Origin of the sequence: Micromonospora yangpuensis (assembly GCF_900091615.1) — a bacterium.
GTDB lineage: Bacteria > Actinomycetota > Actinomycetes > Mycobacteriales > Micromonosporaceae > Micromonospora > Micromonospora yangpuensis.
The window spans coordinates 4,063,276-4,077,740 of sequence record NZ_FMIA01000002.1; the positions used below are offsets into that span (position 1 = coordinate 4,063,276).

The 14,465-nt window shown below is 72.8% G+C and carries 14 protein-coding genes and 1 pseudogene; 11 read left to right on the forward strand and 4 right to left on the reverse strand.

The window, feature by feature from the left end:
• Positions 1-56: 56 nt before the first annotated feature.
• Entirely contained in the window at positions 57-959 is a 903-nt protein-coding gene (locus GA0070617_RS18330; RefSeq protein WP_091439746.1) for a hypothetical protein, read from the reverse strand.
• A 147-nt stretch (positions 960-1,106) separates the two neighbouring features.
• On the opposite strand from GA0070617_RS18330, the gene GA0070617_RS18335 reads away from it, so the two are divergent.
• From GA0070617_RS18335 to GA0070617_RS18355, 5 genes are all read left to right on the forward strand, one after another.
• Positions 1,107-1,961 (forward strand): siderophore-interacting protein, encoded by an 855-nt coding sequence (locus tag GA0070617_RS18335; protein WP_091439749.1) that lies wholly within the window; start codon positions 1,107-1,109, stop codon positions 1,959-1,961.
• A 120-nt stretch (positions 1,962-2,081) separates the two neighbouring features.
• Positions 2,082-2,960 carry an ABC transporter substrate-binding protein gene (locus tag GA0070617_RS18340; RefSeq protein ID WP_217628839.1) on the forward strand — a complete coding sequence of 293 codons (879 nt, stop codon included), beginning with the start codon at positions 2,082-2,084 and terminating at the stop codon, positions 2,958-2,960.
• Positions 2,957-4,006 (forward strand): FecCD family ABC transporter permease, encoded by a 1,050-nt coding sequence (locus tag GA0070617_RS18345; protein ID WP_091439756.1) that lies wholly within the window; start codon positions 2,957-2,959, stop codon positions 4,004-4,006. The genes GA0070617_RS18340 and GA0070617_RS18345 overlap by 4 nt, the downstream gene beginning before the upstream one ends.
• The gene (locus GA0070617_RS18350) at positions 4,003-5,151 is read left to right on the forward strand and encodes a FecCD family ABC transporter permease (protein ID WP_217628840.1); all 1,149 of its coding nucleotides are present in this window, start codon (positions 4,003-4,005) and stop codon (positions 5,149-5,151) included. Before GA0070617_RS18345 ends, GA0070617_RS18350 begins: the two co-directional genes overlap by 4 nt.
• Positions 5,148-5,981: an ABC transporter ATP-binding protein gene (locus GA0070617_RS18355; protein ID WP_091439759.1), complete on the forward strand. Its 834-nt coding sequence runs from the start codon at positions 5,148-5,150 to the stop codon at positions 5,979-5,981. The genes GA0070617_RS18350 and GA0070617_RS18355 overlap by 4 nt, the downstream gene beginning before the upstream one ends.
• A 33-nt stretch (positions 5,982-6,014) precedes the next feature.
• Here GA0070617_RS18355 and GA0070617_RS18360 read toward each other — a convergent pair whose 3' ends face one another.
• Positions 6,015-6,968, reverse strand: a complete 954-nt coding sequence (locus tag GA0070617_RS18360) for a ketopantoate reductase family protein (RefSeq protein ID WP_229688601.1) — start codon at positions 6,966-6,968, stop codon at positions 6,015-6,017.
• Between the two features lie 78 nt (positions 6,969-7,046).
• Here GA0070617_RS18360 and GA0070617_RS18365 point away from each other — a divergent pair, with 78 nt between their 5' ends.
• Both GA0070617_RS18365 and GA0070617_RS18370 read left to right on the forward strand, forming a co-directional pair.
• Positions 7,047-7,721 (forward strand): TetR/AcrR family transcriptional regulator, encoded by a 675-nt coding sequence (locus GA0070617_RS18365; protein WP_091439766.1) that lies wholly within the window; start codon positions 7,047-7,049, stop codon positions 7,719-7,721.
• Complete coding sequence (locus GA0070617_RS18370) at positions 7,718-8,950, forward strand: DUF2786 domain-containing protein (RefSeq protein ID WP_091446637.1); 1,233 nt, start codon at positions 7,718-7,720, stop codon at positions 8,948-8,950. Before GA0070617_RS18365 ends, GA0070617_RS18370 begins: the two co-directional genes overlap by 4 nt.
• A gap of 26 nt (positions 8,951-8,976) precedes the next feature.
• On the opposite strand, the gene GA0070617_RS18375 is transcribed toward GA0070617_RS18370, so the two are convergent.
• Together GA0070617_RS18375 and GA0070617_RS18380 are read right to left on the reverse strand one after the other, a co-directional pair.
• Positions 8,977-9,810, reverse strand: a complete 834-nt coding sequence (locus GA0070617_RS18375) for an SAM-dependent methyltransferase (protein WP_244891688.1) — start codon at positions 9,808-9,810, stop codon at positions 8,977-8,979.
• Between the two features lie 232 nt (positions 9,811-10,042).
• Complete coding sequence (locus GA0070617_RS18380; RefSeq protein ID WP_091439771.1) at positions 10,043-10,447, reverse strand: YunG family protein; 405 nt, start codon at positions 10,445-10,447, stop codon at positions 10,043-10,045.
• A 248-nt stretch (positions 10,448-10,695) separates the two neighbouring features.
• Between GA0070617_RS18380 and GA0070617_RS18385 the strand changes: the two genes are divergently transcribed.
• From GA0070617_RS18385 to GA0070617_RS18400, 4 genes and pseudogenes are all read left to right on the forward strand, one after another.
• Positions 10,696-11,928, forward strand: coding sequence for an RCC1 domain-containing protein (locus tag GA0070617_RS18385; RefSeq protein WP_091439774.1), 1,233 nt, complete (start codon positions 10,696-10,698; stop codon positions 11,926-11,928).
• 165 nt (positions 11,929-12,093) lie between these two features.
• Positions 12,094-12,225: pseudogene (locus GA0070617_RS32195) on the forward strand (formylglycine-generating enzyme family protein); the annotation flags it as partial.
• Positions 12,226-12,462: 237 nt separating this feature from the next.
• On the forward strand, positions 12,463-13,116 hold the full coding sequence (locus GA0070617_RS18395) for a DUF6357 family protein (RefSeq protein WP_091439778.1): 654 nt from the start codon (positions 12,463-12,465) through the stop codon (positions 13,114-13,116).
• Between the two features lie 28 nt (positions 13,117-13,144).
• The gene (locus GA0070617_RS18400) at positions 13,145-14,404 is read left to right on the forward strand and encodes a DUF6357 family protein (protein ID WP_091439783.1); all 1,260 of its coding nucleotides are present in this window, start codon (positions 13,145-13,147) and stop codon (positions 14,402-14,404) included.
• Positions 14,405-14,465: the final 61 nt, after the last annotated feature.

Consider the following 14,465-nt stretch of genomic DNA (forward strand, 5'->3'; position numbering starts at 1 on the left):
CGGCTTTGAACAGGCGTTTCAGTAAAGGTTACTGACTGGTCACACAGGTGACGGGGTCAGCTTCCGGTGCTGGCCCGGTACACCGCCTCCTCCAACGCACCAATCGCGGCCCGCAGGTCCCGCACCGCCGCCAGCACGGTCGCCCGCTCGACCTCGGCGGCCTCGCCAAGCTCGCCGCACCGCTGTCGGCACGCTCGCCACCGGTCGACCTGCGCCGCCACGGGCAGCAGCTCCGTGAGGTGCCGCAGCTGCGTTCCGGTGTCCTCGGGCGCCGGCGACGAGCAGACGAAGGCGTACCAGGCTCCGAGGTGGCGGTCGCTGGCCTCGCCGACCGCCACCAGCGCCGCGCGCCGCTGCCGGCCGGTGAGGCGAAGCTCGACGGCGGGCAGGTCCACCGGCGGCGGAACGGCCCGGTAGTGGGTAGCCACCAGGTCCGTGATGGCCCGGGCGGCGTGCCTGAGTTCCTCGGTGACCGCCACGGCCGCCGGCTGGTGGACCCGGTCACCCAGCCGGTCCATCCGGTCGCGCGCCTGACCCATCCGGCGCACCGGGTCGGCGAAGTCCGCGCTCACGGCGATCAGGCCCGCCTCGACGTCCGGGTCCCACCGGCCGCGGTCGAGGCAGTAGCGGGCCACCTCGTCCAGGAACCGCCCGGCGGCGACCCTCGGCCGGCTGATGCTCCACCGCGGGCCCTGCTGCTGGCGGGCCCGTTCCCGCCGTCGACCGCCGATCAGCCGACCGGCCTGCTTCGCCATGACGACGGCGGGGTGCAGTCCGCCGCGCAGGTCGGCCTGGAACTCCCGCTGGGCGGTCAGCGCGTCGCCGGCCGCCGAGCCCGGTGGGCGGGTGTCGACCGGCGAGAAGTCGTACGACCGGTGGTCAGGTGCCCGTCGGCGGCGGGCCCGCCAGCCGCCCCAGGTGCCGCTCGCGACCTGCCTGCCGTGGGGTACCGGCGTCATCGGAACTCCTTCCCGTCGGATGCGTCCACAGTGGTCCGTCGGGCATCGCCGTGACATCAGCCAGCCGACAGGTACGGGTCAACCGAACGGTCCGTCCGGGGCCAGCGGCGTCGTCGGCCCGAACACGCTCCGCTAACCTCTGTCGGCGTGTCTGCCTTCCGCAACTCGCCAAACGTGCTGTTCGAGACCACCGTGACGGCGACCCGGCAACTGTCGCCCGGGTTCGTCCGCGTCACGCTCGGCGACGAACGGTTGCGGGAACTGGCGCCGTACCAGCTCGACCAACGCATCAAGATCATGTTGCCGGTCGCCGGCGACTACCCGGCCGGGTTGCGGGCGGGGCTCGTCGAACAGGACTGGCGACGCGCCTGGCGGTCCGTGCCCGACCGGGAGCGTCCGCAGTTGCGCAGCTACACCGCCCACCGGACCCGACCGGCGGCGGGCGAGCTGGACCTGGACTTCTACCTGCACCAGCCGCACGGCCCGGCCAGCGGCTGGGCGGCGGCGGCCCAGCCCGGGGAACGGCTGCTCCTGTCGGGTCCGCACGTCGGGGCCGGCCAACCCCGCTACGGCGTGCAGTGGGAGCCGGGACCGGCGGTGCGGGTGCTGGTCGCGGCCGACGAGACGGCGTACCCGGCGGTGCGGGGCATCCTGTCCGGCCTCGGCCCGCAGGTGCGGGCGACGGTCCTGCTGGAGGCCGGCACCGCGGCGGACGCGGCCAGCCTCGACGACGTGACCGCCGGCCACGAGGTCGAGGTCCGGTTGCGGGGCGGGGCCCGGGGCGGGACGGTCCTGACCGCGGCGGTGGGTGACTGGCTGGCCGAGCACGGTCGGTCGGCGGCCGGAGCGGGGAACGGTTTCTACGCCTGGACAGCTACGGAAAGTAGCAGAATCGCGCGGGTACGCGGACTCTTCGCCGAGGCGGGCGTCGATTCCACCCGGGTCCACACGCAGGGCTACTGGCACGACCGACCCACCCGCGACGAGGTCCAGTTTAGGTAATGCTAACCTAACCCGCACCACGTGATCGTCACTGTATGTCGCCAGACGGGAAGCTGCCCCATGCGCTCGCCAAGCCCTCGAACATCCCGCCGCCAGTTCCTCGCCCGCACCGCCGCCGTCATGACGACCGCGCTCGTCCTGGCCGGCTGCGGCGCCGCCGAGACCGACCCGGTGAGCAGCGGCGACACCAGAAGCGTCGAGCACGCCCGGGGCACGACCGAGGTACCGACCGCGCCGACCCGGGTCGTCGTGCTCGAACCGGTGCAGCTCGACACCGCCATCGCCCTGGAGGTCACCCCGGTCGGCGCGGCCGTGCTCAACGAGACCGCCGGGGTGCCCGCGTACCTCGGTGAGAAGGCCGCCGGCATCAGCACCGTCGGCACCGTGCAGGAACCCAACGTGCAGAAGATCGCGGCGCTGCGGCCCGACCTGATCATCGGTACCGAGTCCCGGCACTCCGCCCTCTACGACCAGCTCACCGACGTCGCCCCGACCGTGTTCATGGCCTCGCAGGCCGATCCGTGGCAGGACAACGTCCGCTTCACCGCGACCGCGCTCGGCGGTGCCGACTCCGCCACCCGGCTCCTCACCGGCTACCAGCAGCGGTGCGCCGAGATCGCCGGGAAGTTCGGCACCGCCGGTAAGACCGCCCAGCTGATCCGCCCCCGCGACGGCGTGCTCACCCTGTACGGCCCCACCTCCTTCGCCGGCAGCGCACTGGAGTGCGTCGGTTTCACCACCCCGCCCCGCGACTGGGAGAACTCCATCTCGGTGGACGTCTCCCCCGAACGGGTGCTGGAGGCCAAGGCCGACCACGTCTTCGTCACGACCGTCGACGTCAACGACCGCGGCACCATCCCCGCCTCGGTCAGCGCCAACGCCCCCGCCTTCCCCCGCCTGCACCTGGTCGACCAGTCCTTCTGGATCACCGGGGTCGGCACGGTCGGCGGGCAGCGGGTCCTCGACGACCTCGAACGCATCCTCACCGCGTCGAGTTGACCACCACCACACCCCCGCGCGCGGCACCGTCGACCACCGGCCGTGCCGCGCGCCGCCGTACCATCCGGCGCTGGTGGGGCGGGGCGGTCGCCGTACTCCTGGGGTCGCTGGTGTTGTCGGTCTTCGTGGGCGCGAACCCGGTGCCACCGTCGGACGTCTGGGCGGCGCTGCGGGGCGCCGGCAGCGAGACCGCGCAGTACGTGGTCTGGGGACAACGACTGCCCCGCACCCTGGCCGGGCTGCTGGTCGGCGCCGGGCTCGGGGTCGCGGGCGCCCTGATGCAGGCGTTCACCCGCAACGCGCTCGCCGAGCCGGGCATCCTCGGCGTCAACGCCGGAGCCGCCGCGTTCGTCGCCGCCGGCATCGCCTTCCTCGGGGTCACCTCGCCGGCCGCCTACATGTGGCTCGCCCTGCTCGGCGCGCTCCTGGTCGCCCTCCTCGTGTACGCCGTCGGCGGCGCCGCCGACCTGCGGGCCGCACCGACCCGGCTGCTGGTGACCGGGGTGGCCACCGGTGCCGTGCTGGCCGGGCTGACCACCGGGATCACCCTCACCCACCCCGACACCTTCGACCGGATGCGCGGCTGGAACGCCGGCAGCCTGCTGGAACGTGACGCCAGCGTGCTGCTGCCGGTACTGCCGCTGGTCGGTGCCGGGCTGGTCGCGGCGTTGGTCGCGGCGCGCGGCCTGAACGCGCTCGCGCTCGGGCCGGACCTGGCCGCCGCGCAGGGCGTCAGTCTCGGGCGGACCCGGCTGCTCGTGCTGGGCGCGGTGACTTTGCTCGCGGGCGGGGCGAGCGCGGTGGCCGGTCCCATCTCGTTCGTCGGGCTCGTGGTGCCGCACCTGGTGCGCTGGGGGGTCGGCACCGACCAGCGCCGAATCCTGGCCGGATCCCTGCTGGCCGGCGGGACCCTGGTGCTGCTGGCCGACGTCCTCGGCCGGGTCGCCGTCCTGCCGAGCGAGATGCCGGTCGGCATCGTCACCGCCTTCGTGGGTGCACCGGTCCTGATCGCGTTGGCCCGCCGCCGACGGGCGACGGCACTGTGAGCGCCCGGACACCGGCGGACGCCACCCCGGCACCGGCGGACCAGTCGACCGCGAACGCCCCCGCGCCGACGGGCGGGGACGTGGTGGGCCTCGGCCGCCGGTCACCGCGCCGCGCCGGCCGCCGCCGGCTGGTGATCGGCACCGACCGGACGCACGTGGTCGTCGGCGTCCGTGAGGCCGCCGTCTGCGCCACCGCGCTGCTGGCCGTCGCGGCGCTGGCGGTGGTCGGACTCGGGGTGGGTGACTTCCCGCTGCGCGTCGACGAGGTCCTCGGCGTGCTCGGTGGCCGGATCGGTGGGCTGCCCCGCACCGTCGTGTGGGAGTGGCGGCTGCCCCGCATCGCCGCCGCGATCGGCTTCGGCGCGGCGCTCGGCGTCGCCGGTGCGGTCTTCCAGACCATCACCCGCAACCCGTTGGCCAGCCCGGACATCATCGGCCTGGCCAACGGCTCGTTCACCGGCATGCTGGTCGCCCTGCTGCTGCTGGGCGGCGGCTGGCCGTTGCTGATGGCCGGCTCGCTCACCGGTGGCCTGCTCGCCGCCCTGGCGATCTACCTGCTCGCCTACCGGGACGGGCTCTCCGGGTTCCGCTTCATCGTGGTGGGCATCGGGGTCTCCGCCATGCTCGCCGCCACCAACACCTGGCTGCTGCTGCGCGCCGAGTTGGAGACGGCACTCTTCGCCGCCGCCTGGGGCGCCGGCTCCCTCAACACCGCCACCGCCGAGGTGGTCTGGCCCGCCGTCGGGGTCGTCCTGGCGGTGCTGCTGATCACCCCGCTGTGGTCGGCGGCCCTGGCCCAGCTGGAACTCGGTGACGACGTCGCCGCCGCCAGCGGAGTCGCGGTCGAGCGGGACCGGGCGGTCCTGGTGCTCATCGCGGTGATCCTGGTCAGCGCGGTCACCACGGTGGCCGGGCCGATCTCGTTCGTGGCCCTGGCCGCCCCGCAGATCGCCCGCCGGCTGGTCCGGGCGCCGGGCCTGCCGCTGGTCGCCACCGCCGTGGTGGGGGCGCTGCTGTTGCTCGGTGCCGACCTGGTCGCCCAGCACGTGATCCCGCTGACCGTGCCGGTGGGGGTCGTGACGGTGACCCTCGGCGGCGGGTACCTGCTCTGGCTGCTCGTCCACGAGGTCAGGAGGACCAGTTGACCACCCGGTTGCGCGCCGAAGGCGTCACCCTGCGCTACGACCAACGGATCGTGAGCGAGGGCCTGTCCGTCGCGGTGCCGGACGGCTCGTTCACCGTGCTGATCGGGCCCAACGCGTGCGGCAAGTCGACGCTGCTGCGGGCCCTGTCCGGGCTGCTGCGCCCCACCGTGGGACGGGTCCTGCTCGACGGGACGGACCTCGTGGCCCTGCCGGTGAAGGAACGCGCCCGGCGGCTCGCCCTGCTCCCACAGACCATGACCGCGCCCGAGGGGATCACCGTCCGGGAGCTGGTCGGCCGGGGTCGCTACGCCCACCAGCGGGTGCTGCGTCGGTTCTCCCGGGCCGACGAGGAGGCCGTCGAGGCGGCCCTGGCCGCGACCGGCACCACCGACCTGGCCGACCGGCGCACCGACGAACTCTCCGGTGGGCAACGGCAGCGGGCCTGGATCGCCATGGTGCTCGCCCAGGAGACCCCCCTCGTCCTGCTCGACGAACCCACCACCTACCTGGACGTGGCACACCAGATCGACGTGCTCAACGTGCTGCACCGGCTGGTCGTCCAGGGACGCACCGTCGTGGCGGTGCTGCACGACCTCAACCACGCCGCCCGGTACGCCACCCACCTCGTGGCGATGCGCGACGGGCGGATCGTGGCCGAGGGCGATCCCCGCTCGACGGTGGACGCCGGTCTCGTCACCGAGGTCTTCGGGATGCCGAACCAGGTGGTGGCCGACCCGGTCACCGGTGCGCCACTGGTCGTGCCGGCCGACACCCGCCAGCCGGCCGCCGACCGGGCCGGCACCGGCGGCCCGGCGGCGGCCGGTGGGTAGAGGTAGAGCACCGTCGGCGGGCCGGAGCTCACCTCAGCGCGTCGTCTCGCCGACGAAGTAGGGCTCGGCTGCCTCCAGCCGGGGCACCGGTACGCCGAGCCGGCGGGCTTCGGCCAGGGTGTCGCGACAGACCGCGCGCAACTCCTCGGGGTTGGCGTGGGCCCGCAGCACCCGGCGCACTGGCGGGAAACGTCGCATCAGCAGGGCGAGCACCGGGGCCACCAGCCAGTGCGGTGCGGTGAGGGGCAGCAGCTCACCGCGGTGTCGCCGCAGGTCGACGCCGCGGGCCTCGGCCAGCGGTAGCAGTTCGCGGGTGGCCAGGATCGCCTCGCGTACCTCTGCGGTCCTCAGCCCGGACAACGAACTCCGTCTCAGGTTCTGGGTGTGCAGGCCCGCGTTCTGGATGAAGTGGATCGACAGCCAGCCACGGAAGTCGGAGCTCTCCCGGATCCTGAGCCCGGCCGCGCGGAAGACCTGGCGCACCACCCGCTCGCGTTCGGTCGGCGGCCGGTCGAACGTGCCGAAGAAGACCACCGGCAGCAGCGCCGCCCGCAGCACACCGTCGTCGCCGAAGCCGCCGCCGGCGCCGGGAAAGCCCCAGGCCACCTGCGCGGCGGGCAGTTGCTCCGTCGCGGTCGGCGGGTCGACCCACAGGTTGTTGAACACCAGCACCGTCGCCCCGCCCACGCGTGGGCCCAGGAACGCCACCGCCTCCGCGAAGGAGTAGTGCTGCACGCTCACCACGATCAGGTCGAAGTCGTGGTCCGGCTCCAGGGACTCCCGGTAACGCACCGGCCACGCCTCGGTGACGCGCTCACCCCAGGGCTGCCGCCGCGCGTCGAGCAGGTCGAGGTCGATCGTGTCTCCGTACTGCGCCGCCCGCCCCGGCCGGACGTAGAACTCGACGTGGTGCCCGGCCCGCTCCAGGGCCCACCCGTAGACCGCACCGATCACGCCCCGACCGAACATCAGGATCTTCACGCGCACCTCGTATCCTCTAACTGGAGAACATCTCCGGTTCAGAAAATATGGAGACAGTCTCCACTTGTCAAACCGGGAGGTCACGTGACCGACGCCAAGCCGCTACGCGCCGACGCCCGTCGTAACCGCGACGCGCTGATCGCCAAGGCCCGCGAACTCTTCGCCGGGGGCTGCTTCAACCTGCGCTTCGACGACTTCGCCAAACTGGCCGGCGTCGGCACCGGCACGCTCTACCGCCACTTCCCCACCCGGGAGGCCCTGGCCGAGGCGGTCTACCGCGAAGAACTGGCCGCCCTCTGCGACCGCGCCCGACACCTGCAGGCCACGCTTCCCGCCGCCGAGGCGCTGGCGGCGTTCCTGCACGGCTTCGTCGATCACCTGCACACCCACGAGGGCCTCGCCCGCACCCTCGCGACACTCATGGCCACCCGCCCGGACACGCAGGCCGAGGGTGCCCAGGCCCTGGGCCAGGCCATCGCCGACCTGCTGACCGCCGGAGTCCGGGCCGGAACCATCCGCGACGACGTGGGCGCCGGCACCGTCACGATGGCCCTGCACGGCATCTGCGCGGCCTACGACCAGCCCGCTCACCGCACCGACGCGCGCGGCGTGGTCACCCTCCTGCTCGCCGGCCTCCGCCTCCCGCCGGGCGGCGAGGACCGCCCGGCGGACCCGGCCGGCCGGACCAACAGATCCGACGCCGCCGACCAGGCACCGGCGGCAAGCGCCGGCCGGGACTGCGTAGCCTGGTGCGGGTGACATCGGTACGGGAACGGATCAGGGCGGTGCTCGCCGGGACGGTCGACTACGAAGCGGGGTTGGACGCGCTGACCGTCACGCCGTCGGTCGAGGTCGACCCGGAGCTGGTGGCCGCGAAGGACGAGGCGTGCGCGCGGCTGTGGCGCAGCGGGTGGCAGCCGGCCGAGCTGCACCGGGTGGTCGCCCGGCGGGGCCGGCCGCACCAGGCCGACCTGGTGACCGACGCGGTCGCCGGGTACCTGCGCCAGTTTCCCGGTGCCACGGTCGACCACCGGTGGCGGGCGCAGGCGGACACCCTCGGCGCGCGGGTCTGGTGGACCGGCGACGCGACGTACGTCGACGAACTCGCGGCCCGCTGGCGGCTCGACCGGGTGGTCGTACTCGATCTGATGTTGGGCCTGCTCGCCATCCTGGCCACGCTCCCCCCGATCGAGAAGCTCGTCCCCGCGCCCGGCTCCGCCACCGCGCCGGCTGACGCGTCGGGCACCGTCGGGTCGTCCCGGACCGACCCCCGGCTGCTGGACCGGGTACGCGCCCTGCTGGCCAAGGCGGAGTCCACGACCTTCCCGGCCGAGGCGGAGACCTACACCGCCAAGGCCCAGGAACTGGTCACCCGGCACAGCCTGGACGAGGCGCTGCTGGCCGCGCGCGGCGGTGACCCGGCGACACCGGTGGTGCCGTACGCGCGGCGGATCGGCGTGGACCACCCGCACGAGAAGGCGAAGGCCGCCCTGCTGGACGCCGTCGCCCGGGCCAACCACTGCCACACGGTCTCGTCACCGGAGCTGGCGTTCAGCACCGTCTTCGGCTTCGACACCGACATCGACGCGGTCGACCTGCTCTACACCTCCCTGCTGGTGCAGGCCCACCAGGCGATGGCCCGGGCCGAGCCGCCGGGCGGGAAGGCCGGCCGGAACCGCCTGAAGGCGTTCCGCCAGTCGTTCCTGGTGGCGTTCGCGGCCCGGATCGACGAACGACTGGCCGGCGCGGCACAGCTCGCGTTGGCGCAGGCCACCGGCCGGGGCGCCGGCGACGGGGGAACCGACCCGGCCGACCTGCTGCCGGTGCTCGCCCGCCGGGACGAACAGATCCGCGAGACCATGCGGCGGGTCTTTCCCCACACGGTCCGGGCCCGGGCCAGCCGGGTGGACAGCCACGAGGGCTGGGAGTCCGGCCGGCGGGCCGCCGACCACGCGGCCCTGCCGACCGGCACCGCACCAGGCCGGTAGTCCCGCTGCGGTGCCGGCGGGACCGCTCAGGACTTGCGCGCCACCCCACCGACGATGGTGTGGTAGGTGGCGGTCTGCGGGGAGATCTTCTCACTGTCCGGCCGCCACTCCGCCAACGGGACCAGCCCGGGCGGCAGCAGCTCCAGACCGCCGAAGAAGCCCATGATCTCCTCGCGGGTGCGCCACCGACCGGTGCCGAGGGTCTCGTTGAAGACCTTCTCCACCTCCCGGGCCCGCTGCGAGACCTCCGGTTGGGCGTCGCCCGGATCGTGGAAGTGCGAGATGGCAAGGTAGCTGCCGGCCGGCAGGGCGGCGACGAGCCGCCGGGCGACACCGGCGGGATCGTCGTCGTCGTGCAGGTGGTGCAGGATCGCCAGGAGCAGCAACCCGACCGGCCGGTCGAAGTCGATCAGATTCCGGTCGTGCAGCTGCGCCAGCAGTTCCTCCGGCTGCCGGGCGTCGGCCCCGACCACAGTGGTGGTCCGGGCGTCGGCGAGCAGGGCACGACCGTGCGTCAGCGCCATGGGATCGTTGTCCACGTAGACCACCCGGGCATCGGGGTCGACCTCGTGGGCGATCTCGTGCACGTTGCCCTGGGTGGGCAGACCGGAACCGAGGTCGAGGAACTGGCGGATGCCGGCCTCCGCGGCCAGGTACCGCACCGATCGGCGGAGGAAGGCCCGACAGGCCCGCCCCGCCTCGGGACCGTCCGGCGTGACCCGCAGCGCCATCTGGGCGGCCTGCCGGTCGACCTCGAAGTTGTCCTTGCCGCCCAGATAGTAGTCGTAGACCCGGGCGATGCTGGGTCGGGTGATGTCGACACCCGGGGGCGCCGCCTGCTCACTCGTCAACGTTTCCATCCCTCCGAACATGGCCACGCTGGTCACCCACCGGCGGGAAGACCACGACACCCAGAGCCGCCGACGCGACGCCGGCGCACACAGAGCGGGGCCAACTGTGTCACGAGCGTAAATGAACGGGTTCCGCAGGTCGATTCCGCGTGGCCACCTGCGGTAACACCGCTGGTCACCGTACTATGTGCACGGTCCGCAGGGGGTGCCGCGTCGCGGGCGGAGGCTGCCTGACCAGACCCTAGGACCGTCGCTGGCCGGCATCGGTCCCGGTGCCCAGTTCGGTGAGCACCCGCTGCCTCAGGAGTTCGTACTGCCGCCGGCAGCGTCGCGGGGCACCCGGTGGCCGGTGTTGCACCCGACCGCCGACGATCACCTCCTCCGGCCGGAACTGCTCGGCGGTGAGGTCCACGTCCCGACCGTCGGGCAGCCGGTTCCAGTAGTGGTAACCGGTCCGGGCGCCCCCGACGAGGACCTCGCCGAGGATCAGGTCCCCGCCGAGCAGATCCTGGACGACGAGCGCGGTGACCCCGCACTGGCCCCGGGCGGGGTTGTCCGGCCGCCAGTCCGGCACGTCGTGCGGGTCGCAGGTCTCCACCGTCCAACTGGCCCGCAGAATCGGCGACAGTACTTCCAGGTCGGGCATTCGCGGATCTCCTCGTTCGGCTAAGCCGGGTAGGACGCTTCCCCGAAGGGGTGCGCCCTCGACCGGATCGAGGGTCAAGCTCGCGGGCGTCCGTGCGGCCGGCCCACGAGACCCGAAAATTCCGGAACCACAAAATTCGACAGACGTCGATGTAGAGTCTGGTCGCGACCACGTGACGGGTCGCTGGCGATCCACCGGGGCAGCGCCGCCTCCACTCTGCAGAACCAACGACGTCTGGGGACGAGCACATGAACGAAGATCAGGAGGGTCGGCTGCGGACCCGATGGCGGCGGGCGGCCCGAACCGCCGCCGCGACGGCGGTCTCCCTCGGGGTGGCCATCCTCGCCATCGGTGTCACCGCCGGTGCGGCCGTGGCGGGTGGCAGCCCGGCCGAGCGGAGCACCTCGAACATCTCGCTCGCCGCCGCACCGGTGTCCCGGGTCGCCGCCGGTGACCTGCACACCTGTGTGATCCGCACCGACGGGACGCTCTGGTGCTGGGGCAACAACTTCAACGGTCAGCTCGGCGACGGCACCACCACGAACCGGACCGGCCCCGTCCGGGTCGGCACCGCCACCACCTGGGCGCGCATCGACGCCGGCAAGACCAACACCTGCGCGGTACGCACCGACGGCACGCTGTGGTGCTGGGGTGGCAACAGCAACGGACAGCTCGGCGACGGCACCACCACACCCCGGACCAGCCCGGTGCAGATCGGCACCGCCACCACCTGGGCCAGCGTCAGCACCAGCAGCAACCACACCTGCGCGGTCCGGACCACCGGCACCCTGTGGTGCTGGGGCCTGAACAGTCACACGCAGCTCGGCACCGGCACCACTCCCCTGCTGACAACCACCCCGCTGCAGGTCGGCACGGCGACCACCTGGGCCAGCGTCACGACCGGGTACGCGCACAGCTGCGCCCTGCGCACCGACGGCACCCTGTGGTGCTGGGGCAGCAGCTCCGACGGACAGCTCGGCCTCGGCATCTTCAGCTTCCGGTCGACCCCGACGCAGGTGGGCACCGCGACCACCTGGACCGGCGTGACCGCCGGATACGTACACACCTGCGCGGTCCAGGCCAACGGGACCCTGTGGTGCTGGGGCGAGAACGGGTACGGCCAGGTGGGCGCGGGCAGCGGACCCCAGACCACACCCCTGCAGGTCGGCACCGCCACCACCTGGGCACAGGTCGCCACCAGCGTCGACACGTCGTGCGCGACGCGTACCGACGGCAGCCTGTGGTGCTGGGGCAGGAACACCGACGGGCAGGTAGGCGACGGGACCACCACCCACCGGCCGGCACCGACCCGGGTAGGCACCGCCACGGCCTGGACGGGCGGGCTGGCCGTGTCCCACCACGCCTGTGCCACGCGCACCGACGGCAACCTGTGGTGCTGGGGCGACAACTTCCTCGGGCAGCTCGGTGACGGCACCACCACCGCCCGGTCGACCCCGGCGCTGGTGGTCCTGCCGGACTGACCCGCACCGTCGGCCGGGGTCGCCGCCAGCACGGCGACGACCCCGGCCACCGGCGACGGTGCCACCGCATCGGCGGTCATGTTCGCGGCACCTGTCCCACGTTCCCGGCCGACGACGGGGCCTCGGGTAGGGTCGCCTCCCGTGGATGCGGCCCCGGAGAGTCTGATGATCGCTGTCGCACCGGGGCAGGTGAAGCTGTCGGACCGGCGGACGCAGCGCCGGTGGTCGGTCGCACTCGAACCGTACGAGATCGGCGCCTACCCGGTAACCCAGGCCCGGTACGCCCTGGTCACCGGCGAACAGTCAGATTTCCGTCACGACACCGTCGCGCGGGACCACCCACGACAACCTCCACCGGCTGACGCCGCCGCACCATGTTGGACACCTGGATCGCGTGGTAGTCGTCGGTGATCCGCCGGACCGGCAGGCTGTCGGGGCGGCGGACGTGCGCGCAGAGCACGCCCCTGGCCAGGGGCGATGGCAGCGTTGATCCACTACACTGGCGGAGCTGTGACCCGCGACCGAAGGACGTACATGGCCCGCCCCTACGATCCCGGACCGAAGCAGTTCGTCTTCGCTGTCGGTGACGGCAACGATCAACACGTCTCGGTGGGCGACCCCCAGGAGGCCTACACGGCGTTCTCGGCGTTCTTCCAGGGTCGGGAGGCTGACACCTACCGCATCGAAGATGAAGCGGCGAGGCAGAGTCTGGTGCTCATGCCCGGTCTGGGGGTGATCTCCCGGATCAGGGAGGCGGATCAACCTCGGTCGGAACACCTCCGGATCGACCGGGTCAACCGTTGCCTTACGGGCGCGATGCTGTTCTTCGAGAACGGGTACGCCGGCCTCGACTCCTTCGGCCAGTGGTTCTCCGACCTCGCCGACCTCGACGCGGCACCGGAGGCCCGCGGTGCCGCCCGCGCCGCCACGTTCACGACGGAGGCAGCGGCGATCGTCGAGGTCGCCCGGATCTGGGCGGCTTCGGGCTTCGTCGACCCCAGCGACCGGTACTTCGTCTTCTTCGGCTCGCGCAACGTCGACGAGGACCGAGCCGAACGAGCCGAGCTGCTCCAGTTGATCGAGTTCCTCGGTCTCGAACGGGTCGACGCCCCGGCCGAGGCCGCCGGGGGCGAGGTCTGGGTACGCACCGACCCACGTCTCGACACCGAATTCGCCCGGTGGTCGTGAACAGCCGGCGCGGGGGAAGGCCTGAGCGGTGAGAGACATCGTTTTCACGCGGAGCGGCTGGCTGCCGAGCGCGATCCGCGAGGACGGCGAGCTGAAGCTGATGCTCGCCGCCGGGGCCGACGCCAACCACGATCCCCGCACGTTCACGTTCCCGATCTCCGAAGCGCATCTCGCGGTGATCCGGGAGGACCTGGGTCGGCACCTGCTGCTGTGGAGTGCGGTCCTGCCGCTCTGTGACGCCGCCGGCACCCGGGGTCGACTCGACGAGGACGCTGCCGTCGCGCTCCTGGACCCGATTCTGCTCTCCTCGCCCGGGGACGTCGACGCGTTCTTCCGGCGCGTCCGGTGGGACAGGAGCCGGCTGGTCGCCCATGGTGCCGACATCGGTCTGCTTGAGCGCGGTCAGCTCTGCGCGGCGATGCGCGCGGCGACGGAGGGTGCGGACGACAAGCGTGCGCAGCAGTATCACGCGGATCGCCGGCGCGCCGAGCGCGGAGTGGTCCTCGGGCCACTCGACACCGGGATACTGAGGTACACGGGCCAGTATCTGCACGGCGCGACGATTCCCAGGCGGCTGCCCGATGCCGTCGAACCGGCGCTGCTGCCCCAGGTCATGCAGGTGATCGACACCGCGGAGCGGGCGTGCGTCGGGATGCGGATCGGCCTCGATCCGCGGCGGGGAAACCGGGCCACGGACCGGCACGACTGGGATCGGATGGCGGCCACGGTCGACGCGGCCCTGCGCCGGGCGTACCCCGAACTCGTCGAGGACGCGGTGCGGACGGTGAGTTTCCTGATGTGCTCGGAGGCGGCGGACCGCGCCAGGAGCACCCCGGTGGAGGACGACGACGAGGTTACCGACGGCCACGGCGACCTCGGTGAGGGTGCGAGAAAGACCGTCCTGTCGTTCACCGATGACCAGGGCACCGAGAAGAAGTGGTTCCGGGACGGCCCGCGCACCGCCTCCGCCGAGTTCTGGGAGTTCGTCGCCGAACGCTCCACCGGCGACAACGAGGTGTTCACCATCGAGGACGAGGAGCGGGGCGAGGGGATCCAGCTGCACTTCTACGCGGACTCCGTCGCCCGGATCACGACGGTGCGACCCGGCGATGCCGGGTCGCACCCGCAGTACCGGGTCGAGTACTGCCTGGTCGACGGGCTCGGCGGGTACCGGAAGCTGGTGAGCGCCTTCGTCCGTGGCGGCTGCGCCGCACTCGACCAGTTCGGTCCCTGGATGTCGGAGGTCGCCGAGTTCGAGCGTGCGCGTCGTCGGCGCGACGTCCGGTAGCCCCCAGCGGGAACCCACCCCCGCGCCGGTGGCGGCAGCGGCTCCGGATCGGGGCGGGGGT

Excerpts from the sequence above, each read along its gene's own strand:
- GA0070617_RS18395 (WP_091439778.1), top strand. The coding sequence starts at position 12,463 with ATGGCCCGCCCCTACGATCCCGGACCGAAGCAGTTCGTCTTCGCTGTC.
- GA0070617_RS18330 (WP_091439746.1), bottom strand. The coding sequence starts at position 959 with ATGACGCCGGTACCCCACGGCAGGCAGGTCGCGAGCGGCACCTGGGGC.
- GA0070617_RS18340 (WP_217628839.1), top strand. The coding sequence starts at position 2,082 with ATGACGACCGCGCTCGTCCTGGCCGGCTGCGGCGCCGCCGAGACCGAC.
- GA0070617_RS18375 (WP_244891688.1), bottom strand. The coding sequence starts at position 9,810 with ATGGAAACGTTGACGAGTGAGCAGGCGGCGCCCCCGGGTGTCGACATC.
- GA0070617_RS18385 (WP_091439774.1), top strand. The coding sequence starts at position 10,696 with ATGAACGAAGATCAGGAGGGTCGGCTGCGGACCCGATGGCGGCGGGCG.
- GA0070617_RS18380 (WP_091439771.1), bottom strand. The coding sequence starts at position 10,447 with ATGCCCGACCTGGAAGTACTGTCGCCGATTCTGCGGGCCAGTTGGACG.